Here is a 15515-nt window from a genome sequence, read left to right as displayed (position 1 = left end):
CATCGGGAAGCAAATTCAGTTGATTCCTGGGTGTTGGAACGGATGCCAACATCCGTTCCAACACCCATTTTACTTGCGGAGGGATGGATAAAAAGATCCTTTTTTTCTGATCGGTGTCCCCTTTTTTGATAAGGGGAATGGCAGGGCAAAGAAAAAAGCGGCCGGGCCAATGCCAGCTGCTTTTTGCCTTCGGATCGTCACTTCAAATCAATATACCGTGCATGGGGAAGCGTTGCCTATAAATAATGGTGTTGAATATGATGCTGCACCACATGGTTATGGTCGGGTGTGGCAAACAGCGTGGCCGCGCCTTCGCTACCGTCGGCATCACCGCTTACGCGGAACTGGTGCAACAATTCGTGGGACACCCATGCCAAAGCGATCGATTCAAGTTGATAGGCGAAGGTGGCTTGCTCTTGGTCCCCAATCATAAAGGTGAGCTCCATGCGCAAGCGATCGCCCGGGTTGATGCGCCCTTGCTGTTGCAGATGGTGGTGCGCTACATGAAACGGGAAGGTGAAACAAAATGTTTCGCCCGCGTCCACTGGTTGGCTACACGCCCATTCCCGTTGGTATGCCGATGTTCCATTATGTATCCGCACATGAATGCGCTCCATGCTAAACGGGAGCGATTGGGCATGGGACAAGCGGAATGTCAGCGTGGGGCTGTGTTCCTGATTTTCACGCTCTTCGAGAGTCAGGTGGTATAGCGGGCCCTTTTCCGGTTCTTGCCCCTTTGGCGTTTCTTCGCGCTTTTTGGTCGAGAGGACCAAGATGAGCGCGATCAAGACCAATCCGCCGAGAATGAGTAATATGTCATGATTCCACTGCAAGGGAATCCCCCTTTCCGCCGAAAGCCTTTTTTACAACAACATTCATTGTATATGGGCGTGCGGGAACTTTCCATTACAGTTTCATGGATTTTTACCGATCAAGCTAGGCTCTTGTCCAGGTGAAATGATCTCTAAACGAATGGGTTTTTGAAATAACAAAGCGCTATGGCCTTATGGAAGATCAGCGAGCTTGATGAGTCCAGTAGGTCCTTGGGGTCCGGCTTGGTCCTTGAGGACCCTGAGGCCCTTGGAATCCTCGGGGTTCTTGTATTCCTCGAGGTCCAGGAGGTCCAGGGAAAACGGCGCATTCATCCACGATGACTTCACGGCACTTTTTTGGTTTGAAGTTGCAGAAGCGTTCCCATTTTCGTTTTCTCTTCAATTCGCTCACCTCGACTCAATGTAATGATCAGGATCAATTTATTCGTTGCTCGCTATCGATGGATAGGTATTGCAACCAGATTGACAGGAAAACGGGCGAGTTTCTTGTTAGTTTTGTAGGTGAAAGTACATAGGATACGAGGCTTTCAACGCGAAGAGGGCCAAAGTTCATATGGGAACGGAGCTCTAATTAAAGAAAAACTCCACCAGAATCGCAACGGCATCTAGCGGAGAAGAAGTGAAAACCATCGAATTTTTATAAAAAATCTAAGTTACAATAAACTCAACTAAAATCGGGGTCGCCGGGTCGAGTAGATCGCCACCTGGAATGGTAATGGCAGTGGTTGTAACAGTTGAAACGTCCCCTGTCTGAGGTATTCCATTAATATAAAGAACGTAAGCTGAAAATAATGCTGGAAATGCTGTAGCGGCTGCACCAGTGTCATCGGTAAAAGTTGTAGCGGCAATCGCAAATGTAGCGCCTGTACCTGTTCCGGCACCTGCTGTAGAAGAAAACTTCCTGCTACCTACAAAGGGTCTAACAATAGGCATGTTAGTTCCACCTTCTTTCTTTTATATATTTATATTAATATGCTACAAATAGAAAAAGTGAAAGTGCTCATGAGCCAGTTTATTTATACATTTTTGACGGAATTAGGTTGGAAGATAGTTGAACTGTTTCTAATATAAGTGAGGTTCCGGAATAAATAGTGTCTCCTGTAGAATTAATGGTCAAGCTATTTGGAGTTACCTTGTATAAACTGCTCGGTTGCATTATCCCATTGATATAAAAATTAACTATGCTATTTTCATCTAAATTCGGGAAACTGGATATATTATTTCCATTATCATCTACAAATTGATCTGCTGGAATTGTGATAGGGGTTGTTAGATTTGAGGTTGGAATCAGAAAAAACCTCATAGCAGTAGCTTCAATTTCGATATTATTGCATGGACAACAAGGATTTGGGGGAATACAGAGCATTGGGGGAATGCAGGGATTTGGACATCGATTTCGACATTCTTTCAATTTGTATTTTTTTACTATTATATATTTTCTTATGATGTATTTTTTTCTTTTATTCTTTCTACATTTTAACGTTTTCCGATGTTTTGGAGGCATATCAACCCCCTCCTTTTGAAAAATTCATACATTATAAATATTGAGCATGGAGTCGATTTGAAAGGTACAAATAGGAAAAATGTGCTGATTTAACCATTTCCAACGACCTACACCCCTGTATTCAGAGATACCAGATGACTGCGACGATAGCCGAAATATTAGCTCTCCGGGGCAATTTCGTTTCAGGTCAAATATGGGTAGATGTAGCATCCGGTCATTTTGTCGCTATTTGTCCAAGGAATGGAAAAATGACTTGAGACGCCATATAAAAAACTCAAATCATTTCGTGTTTATACAGGAAACTCGGGGATGACACGTTCATATTCATTCTTGCGCTTCAGTAATAGCTATAATGATGGGCAGTGGCCTTCGCCTATGATCGGCCAGCAGGGGGACATGTCCCCCTACTTACTCCTTGGCATACATTTGGCGAGCCCTTCTTTCACAATTAGACACACAATCAAAAATAGAGTGGGCTCAAGCCTTCCTCGACGGTAGCTTCGTACCGTCAAAAAAAGGGGGTCTCATGTAGGCAAAACCAAGTCGGGGAAAGGCTCCAAAGTTATGGTTGTGGCAGACGAGAACGGTTTGCTTATAGAAGTTTGTGTAACAAGTGCTCAACCTCATGAAAGTAAGCTCGCCCAGATGACAATGGAATCCATTTCCGTCCCCCAAAAAAGAGGCCGTCCTAAAAACCGTCCAAAAGAATTGATTGCTGACAAAGCCTATGATAGTCGTGCTTTCCGGACTTGGTTAAGAAGTCGTGGAATTAAAATCTGTATTCCCACTTTCGAGCGTCGAAAACGACGCTCGCCTAAGCGTGGTCGTCCTATCAAACTGAGTGCAAGCTACCGACACCGCTGGAAAATTGAGCGTTGTTTTGCATGGGTGGATAATTACCGACGTTTAGTTGTGCGTTACGAACGTCGAGATGTGATTTATTTAACGTTTTGCCTACTTGCGCCCATTTTGTGGTGTGTTGACCGACTTTTGAAATAACTTCTAGACAAGAATAACTTGTGATCGTAGATTGATTAACGCATGGAGTGTGGATAGGCTGCTTTTAAGATTAGGCTAACAAAAAAAGCCCCTTCCAGGAGCTAAACAGTTGGTACAAGAAGACATTGCCTAACCGATTTTGGCTGTAGGGGTATGTACAGTAAGCGACTGAGCGATTGCTCGCACTTCACGCAAATCACCATACTTAACAGGTAATAGAGCGGTTTCAACTCGAATGTGAAGCAACCCATCATACTCGTATCGTTCCCAGAGCCACAGGACATTTTCTTCCAAATGATCCATGCTTGATGAACAATGAATACCGCAGTATTGGAGACCGATACGTTTGGCTTTCATTTCTTCCAGACGTACGGGGTCGTGTCCGTTTTCTTGCAATTCGACAATGGATGCGTAGTGCGCAACGGCTTTTGGAGGAAAACCAAGTGCATGACCCAACGCCCTGTGAAACTGGGGCGATTTTGCAGGTGCTTCATCTCTTTCAAGTAAAAATGCCTTTTTGATTGAGTTGTTTTGAAAAAACAAATAGAAATATGAACCCTCAAAGATCGCAATGTCTTCTGTCAGATACGTATAATTCGCTGATAATTTTGGCAAAATTTCCACAAAACTCCTTCTTTTTGTGTTATCGTATAAGGCTGGTTTTTCCTTTAAGAAAGGCTTCGATTGGATTCATTGTGTCACCCCTCAAAAGAAAATGGAGACTTAAATCGTCTCTATTGATTATATTTCGAATTTTTTTAACATTACACTCGTTGATTAATCACCGTGTACATAGTCGCAGTCTCGACAAATCCACTTTCCGTTCGCTGCTTTCTTCAGATCAGTACCGCCACAACCATGACAGGCATCGGGCTTACCGAACCGAATGAAGATAATTTTTAGTAGTTTACCCCACTACAAACACCTCCATCAGTTAATTTTTAATTGCGGTGTTCTTCGAATAAAGAACATGCATTGCGGTAACAATATTAGTATAAAACATATAATCTGATAATTATATAAATTGCAAAAAAATAGATCGTGAAACAGGTTTTTACTGTACTTTTCCAAATCAACCATCTCTCGGCTATAAAAAATATTATGATTGCCCATCCGTAGGAGTTTTGGGGTGGGCGATCATCATGTTGTTTAGAGTGACCAATAGTCAAAGGATACAGATTGAACCAGAGAATCATCGGGATCAAAAATTGTCTGTTTTTAAACAAAAAAGCCCCTTTTTCATGGAGCAAAACAGAGGGAACAAACCGCGTTTCTTTTATATCGATAAGTAAAAGAACCAGTTGCCAAGGCCCTTTTTACTGAATTCACGTTCACCTTTCAAAAAAATTCCCATGCTTGCTTCGAAGACAACAGATCTTTTTCCGGGCATTCTCCAGTCTGCAGCAACACTCCTTTAATCTGCACAGGGCATCAGCAAGTTGATGGCGACAGGCATCGAGCGCTCTTTGCGTTCTGCCAAGGTCAGTGCGGTCAGCGGCAAGCAGCCTTTGCAATGTGGCAACTTCAAGGCGGCATGCGGCAAGTAACTCTTGGCAGGTCGGGCCGATCGGGTCTTGGAGTAAAAACGGGATAAACTCCGATACGTTGTCAGGATCAACCACAGCGTCCCCGGTTCCGCCCGGATTTAAGGGGTTTGTGGGCCCGGTGGGGCTTCCCCACCAATTGTTGGTGGCATCCAATCTTCTTGGCGTGATGGTATAAGCGCCCGGGTCAATGCGCAGCCCCGCACTGGCATTTCCTTGGATGCTGTTGTTTTTCGCCCGAATGTTCGCATTGGGTGTCCCCGAGAAAATCGTGTTTACATAGATTCCATTGCTGATGCTGTTGTGCAAAACATTTCTTTCGATTTCCGTTAAATTATTTCCCCCAGCTATAAAAATCGCGCTTCCCTGCGTGTTGGTCATTCGATTTCCTGTAATCTTGACATTGGTCGTATTGGTAAGGGCAATGGAGTTATCGGTGATCATCTCATTGTTGGAGATGATGATGTTTCTTTGGGACAGGGAAGCAGGCGCGGCAAAGTTGATCGAAGCGGCGGGATCATGTCCGGTAAATCTGTTGCTCTCGATGAACACATTGATCGAACCCAGATCGGTATAAATTCCGTTTCCCCCGGCGCCTCCGGGACCGTTATTGGCATCGAAAAAATTGAATTTCGCTTGCGAAATGGTATTGTTGACGGTGGTATCGTTATTGAAATACAGTCCACCCTCGTTGTTGCGGATGATGTTGTTAAAGATCCAGTAACCGGAAAAAGCGTTCGATGTGGTCACTCCAAACCCAACCGTATTATTCCGCACGGTGAACCCGTCAAAAACGACATGATTCTGGTTTATCTGAACGCTGCCGTTAGGGTCCACAATTTCGATCACGGATTCCTGGGACGGATCCCCTGAACGGGTCCTGGCATCCACCCCCGCCTGCGCGCCGAGAAGTTGCACCATTTTCGTTATGATAATGGGCCCCAACTCGCTGGCATTCGTGTACAAACCGGGAGCGACACGGATGGTGTCGTAATCTTGAACCATTGGGCTCGCCAAAGCGGTGTTGATTGTCGCGAAATCACCCGGAACTCTCCATTCATTGGCCATATGGTTTTCACTCCTTTTGAAGGTATTTCATATTATTGTATTTTGAGTCGAATTGAATTGATTAGATAAATATCTTTGCCTTGATAAATAAACTTTGAGTTCCATATCGAAATGAGCCATCTGCGCAGATGGGAAAGGGAACGCCAAATGAAGGGGTTAAGTCGGTAGGATAGAGCGAGAACTTTGCTTCAAACAAAGAATATGGCCGCTCTCATTTTTTTGTTGACAACCACCGCGCTACGTGTTAAATTAATTCTTGTCGATATGAGACGCAGTTGAAAAATCCTCAGTTTGATGTTACAATAAGCGGGTGTGGCGGAATTGGCAGACGCACTAGATTTAGGTTCTAGCGCCTCTGGCGTGGGGGTTCAAGTCCCTCCACCCGCACCATATAGAGCATGCGGTCGTGGTGGAACTGGCAGACACGCTATCTTGAGGGGGTAGTGGTCCCTGACCGTGCGAGTTCGAGTCTCGCCGACCGCACCATTTTATTACGGGGTGTGGCTCAGCTTGGTAGAGCGCCTCGTTCGGGACGAGGAGGTCGCAGGTTCAAATCCTGTCACCCCGACCAAGTGAATCAGCGCAATAACGTATGCGGGTGTAGTTCAGTGGTAGAACATCGGCCTTCCAAGCCGAATGCGAGGGTTCGATTCCCTTCACCCGCTCCAATGCACTTATGAGGGACCGTGGCACAGGCTGCGGTCCTTTGTTTATTGTATAGCTTCCCGGCAGGGAAGGAAAAGCTGTGAAGAGATGGATGGGATGCGGGCGAATGCGTTCGTTTGTATGGCTGGTTGAAGCGGTTCCGTTTCGCGCAGGGAATGGGACGTCCTTACCGAAGTGATGTGAGTGAGCCAATTTCTGAAGTTTGGGTGATCGTATGGAAAAGGTGTGCGTACTGACAACGGCAAGTGAACAAGAGACCAGAGCGGTGGCGCTCAAGCTGGTGACCTTGCTCGGCACGGGCGATGTGTTGGCGCTCGAAGGAGACTTGGGTGCCGGGAAAACCACGTTTGCCAAAGGGATTGCGGAAGGACTCGCGATCGAAGAAGAAGTGGACAGCCCCACCTTTACGATAATTAAAGAATATGAGGGGACGCTTCCGCTCTATCATATGGATGTGTATCGCTTGGATGGTTTTGAAGAGTTGGGACTTGAGGAATATTTTTATGGTGATGGCATTTGTTTGGTCGAGTGGGCGTCGCGGGTGGAAGCGTGGCTGCCTGAAGAAACGCTGTGGTTGCGATTCTCCGTGCGCGGAGACGGGACGAGGGAGATTGCGTTTTATGCAGGGCATTCGCGGTGGGAGTCGATCTGTAAGGAGTTGGGGATCGGATGAAGTTATTAGCCATGGATACATCCACGTTGGTGTTGGGTGTGGCCGTTTATGATGCGGAAGAGAATCGGGTGCTGGGCGAACTGACGACCAATCTGCACAAAAACCACTCGGTCCGGTTGATGCCCGCCTTGGACCAGTTGCTCACCGATCTCGATTTGTCGCTCGAAGAGATCGGCGCGTTGGCCGTCACGTCGGGTCCGGGGTCTTACACGGGCATCCGCATTGGCGTGACCACGGCGAAGACGATGGCCTGGGCGAGAAAGTTGCCGCTTTACAGCGAATCCAGCTTGACGGTGCTGGCGATGAATGGGCGGCCCTTCCCGGGCTTGATCGTGCCGATGTTTGATGCGAGAAGGGCGCGGGCTTATACGGGCGTGTACAAGCGGGAACAGGGCGGCTTGGCGGAAGTGCTGCCCCAGCAAGTGATGGAGGTGGCCACCTTGCTTGACCGATTGCGGGAGCGGGATGAGCCGGTCTTGTTCTTGGGGGATGATGTAGCCAAGTTCCATGAGGGGATCGTGGGTGTCTTGGGCGACCGCGCGGAATTTGGCAACCCGGCTGACCATGTCCCGCGCGCCGCTCAACTGGCTTGGTTGTGCGGCCAGAAATGGCGCGCGCATCAACCGCCCGAACATGCCGATTTCACGCCGAATTATCTCCAGATCACCGAAGCGGAAGCCAATTGGTTAAAAAAGCAAGGAAAGGCAGAGACCAATGAGCAGAAAGCATGAGGGCACCGTCACTTTTCGCCCGATGGAGTTGGTGGACCTGACGCGCATCGAAGAAGTGGAAAACCTCTCTTTTCCCACACCTTGGCCAAGAAAAGCTTTTTATAACGAGTTGGTGCTCAATCAGTTTGCCCACTATACAGTGGTGTCGGTTGACGGAGAGATTGCGGGATACTGCGGATTTTGGCTGATTTTGGATGAAGCGCACATCACCAATGTGGCGATTCATCCGGATTACCGTGGGCGAGGATTGGGGAAAGCGATTTTGCTTCATGTGATGCAGTTGGCGCGGGAGTTGGGAGCCGCTTCGATGACATTGGAAGTGCGAGTCTCCAACCATGTGGCCCAGAGACTGTATGAACATTTGGGCTTTGTCCGTTCTGGATTGAGAAAAGAGTATTATACCGATAATAAAGAAGATGCCTTTATCATGTGGGTGACATTACATGAACAAGAAGAACAGCGAACTTCTCATATTGGGAATCGAAACGAGTTGTGACGAGACGTCGGCCTCTGTGGTGCACGGGGGGACGGAATGTCTGTCCAATGTGATCTCGTCGCAGATGGACGTGCATAAGAAGTTCGGCGGGGTGGTGCCGGAAGTGGCTTCGCGGCGCCATGTTGAACGGATTACCCTGATTATCCAAAAGGCGTTGGAAGAGGCGCAAGTGGAGATGGAAGACATCGATGCCATTGCCGTGACGCAGGGCCCCGGTTTGGTCGGCGCCTTGCTCATCGGGGTGGCGGCGGCCAAAGCGTTGGCTTATGCGACGGGGAAACCGCTGGTCCCGGTCCATCATATTGCGGGGCACATCTATGCCAACCATTTGGTGGAACCGCTCACGTTTCCGCTCGTCTCCCTTGTCGTCTCGGGCGGGCATACGGAATTGATCTACATGGAACGCCATAATCAGTTCCGGCGTCTGGGCAAAACCAGGGATGACGCCGCGGGGGAAGCTTTTGACAAAGTGGCGCGCCTGATGAAGTTGCCCTATCCGGGCGGTCCGCATATCGACCGTTTGGCCATGCAGGGAGAGCCGAGCTATGAGTTGCCGCGGGCCTGGTTGGAGCCGGAATCGTTTGACTTCAGCTTCAGCGGGTTAAAGTCGGCGGTGATGAATCTGGTGCATAATGCAAACCAACGCAAAGAAGAGATCCGCTATGTCGATTTGGCGGCCAGTTTCCAGACCGCGGTCTTGGATGTGCTGGTGGAGAAGTCGATTCGCGCGGTGAAAGAAACGGGTGTTGGGCAACTGGTGTTGGCTGGCGGGGTGTCGGCCAACAGCGGACTGCGGATTCGGCTCTTGGAACGTTGCAAGGAAGAAGGGATCCGGTTGGCGATTCCGCCGCTGGAGTTATGCACGGACAATGCCGCGATGATTGCGGCGGCGGGGACATATCAGTTTTTGGATGGGCAGTTCGCCGATTTGAGTCTCAATGCCGACGCCAATCTGGCGCTGATTAAATGAAGTAGACAGAAGAGAAGCTATCGTTTGGGCGGTAGCTTATTTGTGGGCAACCTGTGGATAACCTTGTGGATAAACGCATAACTGTGAGTGAGTTGTGACTTTGCTGTGAATAACTTGTGAATAGTTGTGGACAAGGATGCAATCGCCGGGTAAACATCATGAAAGGAGGTCACAGACATGTAACTGTGACCTCTTTCATTTTTTAAGGGTTATTTCTTTTTCTAAAGGTAAGATAGAAGTTCTTTGCGCCAACGATTCATTTAGGACCTGTTTTCGTGTATCATAAATAAAAAGAATATATCGATGATTATTAATGAAAAACGTGTTTAAGAAAAGAGTTGGGTTTCCATGCAGGTGCGTTTGTTGGGTGATCAGGCTTTGTGGCTCGAATGGGGCAAAGAAAGTTCCCACCGGCTTCATGATCAGGTTTGGAACGTTGGATTTATCCCGAAGCGCCCAAGCATTGCCGGGCGGCCGTCTTCGCTTTCAGGTCGTCCCGCTGAACGAAGCGCAACGGTTACTGCAAAAACAAAGGCAAATCATGCGATTGTTGCAGGTTCATGCGGGGAAATTACCAAAGGAACAGATGCCGGTTGACACCTGTTCCATGAGGCGGGGACATAGGCTTATTCGGCCCACTCCGCCCACTCATCGGTTTTTTGGGCAAGCTCCGCTTCCAGCGTCTGCAGCTCTTGTTGCAGGGAGGCGCTTTTGTCGGGATCACTGAAGACTTCCGGTTTGCAGAGTTCGTCGTGAATGGCGGCGATTTTCTCCTCGCATTGCGCGATTTCCCGTTCCAATTGTTCAACCAGCTGCTGTCGTTTCTTGCGCTGTCGTTTCTCCTCTTTTTCGCGCTGGCGGTACACTTCCGCTTGTTTAGTTGAAACGGTTTCCGCTTCGGTTGCCGGTTTCTCTTTTTCCTCCAACGCTTCCAATGCCTTTTTCTCGAGATACCGTTCGTAGTCGCCTACATAATCTTTGATCCCATCAGGGGTTAACTCCCAAATCCTTGTGGCCAAACGGTTGATGAAGTAGCGGTCGTGGGAGACAAACAACAGGGTGCCCGGATAATCTTCCAAAGCCTCTTCCAACCGTTCTTTGCTCACCATGTCCAGATGGTTGGTCGGTTCGTCCATCAAGAGGAAATTGGCTTGGTTGAGGAGGCGTTTGCATAAGGAAAGACGCGCTTTTTCGCCGCCGCTCAAATCGCCCACCCGCTTATGCACATCTTCACCGCTAAACAGAAATTGTCCCAGGTAGGTGCGAATCGCCGTCTGGTCCAAATTGGGGTAATCATCCCAAAGTTCGTCGATCACCTGTTTCTCCGGATGCAACTCTTTTTGTTCTTGGTCATAATAATCCAGTTCGACTTGGACGCCCCATTTAAGGTTTCCCGCAAGGGGAGGGAGCTTGCCCGCGATTGTTTTCAAGAGGGTGGATTTACCCATGCCATTGGGACCGAGCAAGGCGATATGCTCGCCCCGCTCTATCTGAAAACGAAGCCCGCTGACCAGCGGCTGATCATAACCGATGGCCAGATCGCTTGCGGCAAGGACTTCTTTGCCGCTGGTCACCGCTGTTTCAAATCGGATGGCCGCTTCACGGCGGTGGTTGGCGGGCCGTTCCAAGCGCTCCATTTTTTCCAGGGCTTTGCGTCGGCTTTGCGCCCGTTTGGTGGTTGAGGCGCGCGAAATGTTCTTTTGGATGAAGTCTTCCATTTTCTTGATTTCCGCTTGTTGCTGTTCATAGCGTTTGAGATCAAGTTGCCTTTTTTCTTCTTTCAATTGCACGTACTTGCTGTAATTCCCCACATAACGGGTGAGGTGGTGATGCTCCAATTCATAGATCACGGTGACCAGGCGGTCGAGAAAATACCGGTCGTGCGAGACGATGAGGAGCGAACCGTTGTAGTTGCTCAAGGTTTGTTCCAGCCAAGCCACCGCCTGCATATCGAGATAGTTGGTCGGTTCGTCCAAAATGAGCAAGTCCGGTTCTTCCAATAACATCTTGGCCAAGGCCATGCGGGTTTTTTGCCCTCCGCTCAGCTCATTGACACGGGTATGCTTCCAGTCGAAACCACCCAGACCCAACCCATGCAATGCGCCGCGAATCCGGGCTTCAAACGCGTAACCGCCCCTCTCTTCAAATTCTTCCTGCAATTGGGCATAGCGTTCTATGGTTTTCTGATAGCGCTCGGCATCCGAGTAAACCCGTTCCATTCCCATTTCTTGTTCCAAGGCGCGCAGCTGTTTTTCCAGATCCAACAGATCGGTGAAGACAGACAAGAGCTCGTTCCAGATGGTTTCTTCGGAGTGTAAGCCAGTGTTTTGCGCGAGATAACCCAGGCGTGCTTTTTTGGCCAACTGGATTTCTCCGCGATCCGGGGTGGTTTCACCGATCACGATTTTGAGCAGGGTGGATTTGCCTGCGCCATTGGGCCCGATCAGTCCAACACGTTCATGATCGTTCACCTGCAAATGGATATCTTCAAGTACAGTGGTTCCACCAAAAGATTTATCGATATGTTTAGCTTGTAATAGCATGGATGTCACCTCGTTCATTCGTTCACTTTCCAGTGTAATGGAGACGCGGAGTGAGAGCAAATCAGTTCGAGGCCAAGTTTTGGAGAACGGGAAGAAATGTTTTCTGGTAAAATAATGAGGATTAACATAAAATTGAAGGATGAAGCACTCATGTCCAACAAAGAAATGTTACGCAAGCGACAGCTGGAGCGCAGAAACCGGCTGGCTCCCGAATATATGCAAGAAAGTTCAGAAGAAATTTGTCGAAACTTGATTGAACATCCTGTTTTTCAACAGTCTACCACGATCTGTTTTTACATGCCATTTCGAAATGAAGTGGATGTGCGGAAAGCGATGGAGACAGCTATTCAACTGGGAAAGCAAGTGGTCTTGCCCAGAGTGGATCGGGCAAGCCGCCAGCTTCGGGGATATCGGGTGGACTCCTTGTGCGATTGTGAAGTGGGAGCCTATGGCATCCTGGAGCCTCCGGCGATCAAGGAGCGCTTCGTTGCGGGAGAGGAGCTGGAAGCCGTGATTGTGCCGGGGGTGGCTTTTGACCTGCAAGGTTACCGGTTGGGTTATGGCGGAGGCTATTATGACCGGTTGTTTGCCCAGCCGCTGAAGGCTTGGCGCATCGGCGTGGCTTATCCCGAGCAGATTGTGCCGACGGTCTATCCCGAAGCGCATGACCAACCCCTTCATCTGTTGGTCAGTTCGCAGCAAGTGGTGTCGTTTGTGAAATAGTTTTTTAAAGTATGAATGATTTGTGGTATGATTGGACATGCATGCTCTTTGTTCGGAAGTTCACAATATGGAGGTGTAGGGGAACAAGATGGCTGAACAAAAGATTCCTCAGGTGACAGCCAAACGTTTGCCTTTGTATTATCGATATTTGGAGAAATTGCACGCGATCGGGAAACAGCGCGTCTCCTCATCCGATTTGAGTGACGCGTTGCAGATTGATCCGGCGACGATCCGGAGGGACTTCTCTTATCTCGGTGAACTTGGGAAAAAAGGATATGGCTATAATGTGACGTATCTGCTCCAGTTTTTGCGCGACTTTTTGAAGCAAGACGAGGTGACCAACGTTGTTTTGATCGGTGTGGGAAACCTCGGAACGGCTTTATTGCGGTATAATTTTTATCGTAGTCATAATACCAAGATTGTGGCCGGGTTTGATCAAGATCCGGGCAAAGTGGGATCCGACATCGACGGGATTCCCGTCTATTCGATGGACCGGCTCCAAGAAGTGATCGCGTTGCACAATGTGGAAGTGGCCATTTTGACGGTTCCGGTCAATGTGGCCCAAGCGACGGCCGATTTCTTATTCGAAGCGGGCATTCGCGGGATCCTCAACTTTACGCCGGCCCGGTTGATCGCGCCGCCCAAAGTGCGGATCCATAATATCGATTTGACGATTGAGTTGCAGACCTTGATTTATTTCCTGAAAAATTTCCCGGATGAAGAGAACATTGAACTGCCTGATGTGAAAGAGTAACCCGCAATCTTATGTCAAGGGAGTCGTCTTGAGATGAAGAATGATGAGTTGCAGCCGCTGTCTGACCACTTGGGTGAGTTGCGTCGCAGAATCATTTGGTGTTTGCTGTTTTATGTCATCGCCTTGGTGGTGAGCTTTTCGTTTTCCATGGAGATATTCGGATACATCAAGAATGACCTGATCCCGAAAGAAGAGCTGAATACCATGGGCCCCACCGATGGCTTGCGCATTTATATGAACATCTCTTTTTTGCTGGCCTTCATCATTACGTTACCCATCCTCTTGTACCATGTCTGGCAATTTGTCCGTCCGGGACTGCATCCGCGGGAGCAACGGGCGGCGCTCTTGTACATCCCGGTCGCTGTTGGGTTGTTCCTGCTCGGGATTGCGTTTGGTTATTTTGTCATTGTTCCTTATCTGCTTGAGTTTTTGTTGGGGATCAGCAAGCAGATGCAATTGGGCACCTTATTTAATGTGAAGGATACCTTCAGTTTCTTGTTTGGCGTGATTTTGCCGCTGGGTGCTTTTTTCGAGCTTCCGATCATCATCCTGTTCCTGACCCGCATCCGGCTTGTCACCCCTCAGTTGTTGGTGAAGATGAGACGATATGCCTACTTCATCATGGTGGTGATCGCGGCGGTCATCACGCCGCCCGATTTTGCCAGCAATATCTTGGTGGCCATTCCACTGATCGTGCTGTATGAGATCAGCATCTGGTTGTCGGTATGGCTGGCGAAGAAGATGGAACGGGAAGAGGCCGAGCAGGAAATGGAAGCGAGCCAAACCAGGGCTTGAAAAATTGCCGTTTGCCGAGCGGGAACCATCTCGACTTGTCCGGATGTCACCTGCGGCAACGGCTTTTTTTACATAACCTTTGTTGTTTGGGGCAAACTTCAACATGAGGACAACATGTTGGAGGTTTTGTCATGAATTACTGGAGAAAAGAACGCGGCGGGGCTGGTAGCATGCTCTTGTGGCTGGTGGTCATCGGCATACTGGTTTATTTGCTGGCCCCCTCCATCCGCCGCCTGTTGGCCAAATCGCAGGAGCAGGGAATGGTGGTCACCATGTCCAACCTGGCGGCGCAAACGAAGGAACAGATGGGGCAGTATATCGATTTGACGAAATTCTTGAAACGGAAGCCAAAGGCACAAAATGGGAAACCGACAGAGAATCGCGGGCAAACGGATGACAAGAATATTCCGTTGACTCCTGGCATGGGGGATATGGGCAACTTGATGGATGAGAACTTATTCGGCAGCCAACCGGAGCGACCCAAGCGCGAGCATGAGTGAGCAAACCATTTTTTATTCCATTGAAGGCGCCTCCTTCTCATTCCCGCCAGGGAAGAGAAGGAGGTATTTTGTTTTGTTCCGGCTGTTTGTTTCTTAATATTCAGATTATTATTGCCGCAATGATGCAATTGGCCCATAAAAAATGGGCAAAAAAACACCGCTGGCGGGGCGGTGTTTACTTAAATAGAAATAGTTTGGTCAGTTTCGTCTTGGGAATCCAACCGAGCATATCGAGGTTGTTTATTTTCCCTTGTTTTTTCACATAATCAAAAAATTGCACGAGGAACGCTTCCCACATGGCGCCCAGGCGTTGTTTGGCATCCTCGTTTTGCATCACTTGCTGCAGGCTTTGGTTCACCGCCGTGGTCAGATGGTAAAACGCTTGCTTTAAGTGTTGTTCAATCGTTGCTTGCGATTCCATGTCAGGTGTGACTCCCTTCGGTTATATATAGAGTTGGCTGGAGGATTTTCTGCTCCGGTTTTTCTGCATGCGTTCCACCTGCGCTTCCAACCAAATGTCTTCCAATTCATGCCTTAGTTTGACTGACAGGATTTTGGCCTGTTTCCCCGTGTGTTTGATCCATTGGCTACCCTGGTTGATCAACGGGCCAGCCGTTTTTTTGAAGATGGGCAACAGTGTGGGTAAGGCCACGGCCAATGCCGCGGCAACAATCCACTTTTCAGCTTGCGATTTCAATATGAACACCTCCCGTACG

At 48.7% G+C, this 15515-nt stretch carries 17 protein-coding genes, 4 tRNA genes and 1 pseudogene; 14 read left to right on the top strand and 8 right to left on the bottom strand.

Annotation, left to right across the window (positions count from 1 at the left end):
• Positions 1-236: 236 nt before the first annotated feature.
• From ACFQNG_RS10725 to ACFQNG_RS10715, 3 genes are all read right to left on the bottom strand, one after another.
• A complete protein-coding gene (locus ACFQNG_RS10725; RefSeq protein ID WP_379864922.1) occupies positions 237-833 on the bottom strand; it encodes a hypothetical protein in 597 nt (198 codons plus the stop codon).
• A 648-nt stretch (positions 834-1481) separates the two neighbouring features.
• On the bottom strand, positions 1482-1766 hold the full coding sequence (locus ACFQNG_RS10720) for a DUF4183 domain-containing protein (RefSeq protein WP_379864919.1): 285 nt from the start codon (positions 1764-1766) through the stop codon (positions 1482-1484).
• Between the two features lie 79 nt (positions 1767-1845).
• Positions 1846-2337 (bottom strand): DUF4183 domain-containing protein, encoded by a 492-nt coding sequence (locus ACFQNG_RS10715; protein ID WP_379864917.1) that lies wholly within the window; start codon positions 2335-2337, stop codon positions 1846-1848.
• Between the two features lie 528 nt (positions 2338-2865).
• Between ACFQNG_RS10715 and ACFQNG_RS10710 the strand changes: the two are divergent.
• A pseudogene (locus ACFQNG_RS10710) lies at positions 2866-3336 on the top strand (IS5 family transposase); the annotation flags it as partial.
• 129 nt (positions 3337-3465) lie between these two features.
• Here the strand turns inward: ACFQNG_RS10710 and ACFQNG_RS10705 are convergent.
• Together ACFQNG_RS10705 and ACFQNG_RS10700 are read right to left on the bottom strand one after the other, a co-directional pair.
• The gene (locus ACFQNG_RS10705) at positions 3466-3960 is read right to left on the bottom strand and encodes a hypothetical protein (RefSeq protein ID WP_379864915.1); all 495 of its coding nucleotides are present in this window, start codon (positions 3958-3960) and stop codon (positions 3466-3468) included.
• A gap of 707 nt (positions 3961-4667) precedes the next feature.
• A complete protein-coding gene (locus ACFQNG_RS10700; RefSeq protein WP_379864913.1) occupies positions 4668-5948 on the bottom strand; it encodes a right-handed parallel beta-helix repeat-containing protein in 1281 nt (426 codons plus the stop codon).
• A 306-nt stretch (positions 5949-6254) separates the two neighbouring features.
• Here ACFQNG_RS10700 and ACFQNG_RS10695 point away from each other — a divergent pair.
• The 9 genes from ACFQNG_RS10695 to ACFQNG_RS10655 all read left to right on the top strand — a co-directional run bounded on the left by ACFQNG_RS10695 (position 6255) and on the right by ACFQNG_RS10655 (position 10081).
• A tRNA-Leu gene (locus tag ACFQNG_RS10695) sits at positions 6255-6338 on the top strand.
• Positions 6339-6348: 10 nt separating this feature from the next.
• Positions 6349-6434 (top strand) — tRNA-Leu (locus tag ACFQNG_RS10690).
• 8 nt (positions 6435-6442) lie between these two features.
• Positions 6443-6519, top strand: a tRNA-Pro gene (locus ACFQNG_RS10685).
• Between the two features lie 23 nt (positions 6520-6542).
• Positions 6543-6616, top strand: a tRNA-Gly gene (locus ACFQNG_RS10680).
• A 212-nt stretch (positions 6617-6828) separates the two neighbouring features.
• Entirely contained in the window at positions 6829-7287 is a 459-nt protein-coding gene (gene tsaE / locus ACFQNG_RS10675) for a tRNA (adenosine(37)-N6)-threonylcarbamoyltransferase complex ATPase subunit type 1 TsaE (protein ID WP_379864912.1), read from the top strand.
• Positions 7284-8018 (top strand): tRNA (adenosine(37)-N6)-threonylcarbamoyltransferase complex dimerization subunit type 1 TsaB, encoded by a 735-nt coding sequence (tsaB, locus tag ACFQNG_RS10670; protein WP_379864911.1) that lies wholly within the window; start codon positions 7284-7286, stop codon positions 8016-8018. The genes tsaE and tsaB overlap by 4 nt, the downstream gene beginning before the upstream one ends.
• On the top strand, positions 8002-8514 hold the full coding sequence (gene rimI / locus ACFQNG_RS10665) for a ribosomal protein S18-alanine N-acetyltransferase (protein WP_379864910.1): 513 nt from the start codon (positions 8002-8004) through the stop codon (positions 8512-8514). The genes tsaB and rimI overlap by 17 nt, the downstream gene beginning before the upstream one ends.
• A complete protein-coding gene (gene tsaD, locus ACFQNG_RS10660) occupies positions 8462-9484 on the top strand; it encodes a tRNA (adenosine(37)-N6)-threonylcarbamoyltransferase complex transferase subunit TsaD (RefSeq protein ID WP_379864909.1) in 1023 nt (340 codons plus the stop codon). The genes rimI and tsaD overlap by 53 nt, the downstream gene beginning before the upstream one ends.
• Before the next feature lie 348 nt (positions 9485-9832).
• On the top strand, positions 9833-10081 hold the full coding sequence (locus tag ACFQNG_RS10655; RefSeq protein WP_379864908.1) for a hypothetical protein: 249 nt from the start codon (positions 9833-9835) through the stop codon (positions 10079-10081).
• A gap of 29 nt (positions 10082-10110) precedes the next feature.
• Here the strand turns inward: ACFQNG_RS10655 and ACFQNG_RS10650 are convergent, their stop codons facing one another.
• Entirely contained in the window at positions 10111-12027 is a 1917-nt protein-coding gene (locus ACFQNG_RS10650; protein ID WP_379864907.1) for an ABC-F family ATP-binding cassette domain-containing protein, read from the bottom strand.
• A 150-nt stretch (positions 12028-12177) separates the two neighbouring features.
• Here ACFQNG_RS10650 and ACFQNG_RS10645 point away from each other — a divergent pair, with 150 nt between their 5' ends.
• The 4 genes from ACFQNG_RS10645 (at position 12178) to ACFQNG_RS10630 (ending at position 14799) form a co-directional block, all read left to right on the top strand.
• Positions 12178-12750, top strand: coding sequence for a 5-formyltetrahydrofolate cyclo-ligase (locus tag ACFQNG_RS10645; RefSeq protein ID WP_379864906.1), 573 nt, complete (start codon positions 12178-12180; stop codon positions 12748-12750).
• A gap of 88 nt (positions 12751-12838) precedes the next feature.
• Positions 12839-13504, top strand: coding sequence for a redox-sensing transcriptional repressor Rex (locus ACFQNG_RS10640; RefSeq protein ID WP_379864905.1), 666 nt, complete (start codon positions 12839-12841; stop codon positions 13502-13504).
• Between the two features lie 33 nt (positions 13505-13537).
• Positions 13538-14299: a twin-arginine translocase subunit TatC gene (gene tatC / locus ACFQNG_RS10635; protein ID WP_379864904.1), complete on the top strand. Its 762-nt coding sequence runs from the start codon at positions 13538-13540 to the stop codon at positions 14297-14299.
• 131 nt (positions 14300-14430) lie between these two features.
• A complete protein-coding gene (locus ACFQNG_RS10630; RefSeq protein WP_379864903.1) occupies positions 14431-14799 on the top strand; it encodes a hypothetical protein in 369 nt (122 codons plus the stop codon).
• A gap of 175 nt (positions 14800-14974) precedes the next feature.
• Here the strand turns inward: ACFQNG_RS10630 and ACFQNG_RS10625 are convergent, their stop codons facing one another.
• Complete coding sequence (locus tag ACFQNG_RS10625) at positions 14975-15220, bottom strand: hypothetical protein (protein WP_379864902.1); 246 nt, start codon at positions 15218-15220, stop codon at positions 14975-14977.
• Between the two features lie 21 nt (positions 15221-15241).
• Positions 15242-15496 carry a hypothetical protein gene (locus tag ACFQNG_RS10620; RefSeq protein WP_379864901.1) on the bottom strand — a complete coding sequence of 85 codons (255 nt, stop codon included), beginning with the start codon at positions 15494-15496 and terminating at the stop codon, positions 15242-15244.
• Positions 15497-15515: the final 19 nt, after the last annotated feature.

Origin of the sequence: Laceyella putida (genome assembly GCF_042665195.1) — a bacterium.
GTDB classification, from domain to species: Bacteria; Bacillota; Bacilli; order Thermoactinomycetales; family Thermoactinomycetaceae; genus Laceyella; species Laceyella putida.
This window is presented reverse-complemented; position numbering and strand designations above follow the sequence as displayed.

What these genes read in the sequence shown, in the direction of transcription:
- ACFQNG_RS10700 (WP_379864913.1), bottom strand. Translation starts at nt 5,948, where the DNA reads ATGGCCAATGAATGGAGAGTTCCGGGTGATTTCGCGACAATCAACACC.
- tsaD (WP_379864909.1), top strand. Translation starts at nt 8,462, where the DNA reads ATGAACAAGAAGAACAGCGAACTTCTCATATTGGGAATCGAAACGAGT.
- ACFQNG_RS10650 (WP_379864907.1), bottom strand. Translation starts at nt 12,027, where the DNA reads ATGCTATTACAAGCTAAACATATCGATAAATCTTTTGGTGGAACCACT.
- ACFQNG_RS10625 (WP_379864902.1), bottom strand. Translation starts at nt 15,220, where the DNA reads ATGGAATCGCAAGCAACGATTGAACAACACTTAAAGCAAGCGTTTTAC.
- ACFQNG_RS10715 (WP_379864917.1), bottom strand. Translation starts at nt 2,337, where the DNA reads ATGCCTCCAAAACATCGGAAAACGTTAAAATGTAGAAAGAATAAAAGA.
- rimI (WP_379864910.1), top strand. Translation starts at nt 8,002, where the DNA reads ATGAGCAGAAAGCATGAGGGCACCGTCACTTTTCGCCCGATGGAGTTG.
- tatC (WP_379864904.1), top strand. Translation starts at nt 13,538, where the DNA reads ATGAAGAATGATGAGTTGCAGCCGCTGTCTGACCACTTGGGTGAGTTG.
- ACFQNG_RS10720 (WP_379864919.1), bottom strand. Translation starts at nt 1,766, where the DNA reads ATGCCTATTGTTAGACCCTTTGTAGGTAGCAGGAAGTTTTCTTCTACA.
- tsaE (WP_379864912.1), top strand. Translation starts at nt 6,829, where the DNA reads ATGGAAAAGGTGTGCGTACTGACAACGGCAAGTGAACAAGAGACCAGA.
- ACFQNG_RS10645 (WP_379864906.1), top strand. Translation starts at nt 12,178, where the DNA reads ATGTCCAACAAAGAAATGTTACGCAAGCGACAGCTGGAGCGCAGAAAC.
- ACFQNG_RS10655 (WP_379864908.1), top strand. Translation starts at nt 9,833, where the DNA reads ATGCAGGTGCGTTTGTTGGGTGATCAGGCTTTGTGGCTCGAATGGGGC.
- ACFQNG_RS10640 (WP_379864905.1), top strand. Translation starts at nt 12,839, where the DNA reads ATGGCTGAACAAAAGATTCCTCAGGTGACAGCCAAACGTTTGCCTTTG.
- ACFQNG_RS10630 (WP_379864903.1), top strand. Translation starts at nt 14,431, where the DNA reads ATGAATTACTGGAGAAAAGAACGCGGCGGGGCTGGTAGCATGCTCTTG.
- tsaB (WP_379864911.1), top strand. Translation starts at nt 7,284, where the DNA reads ATGAAGTTATTAGCCATGGATACATCCACGTTGGTGTTGGGTGTGGCC.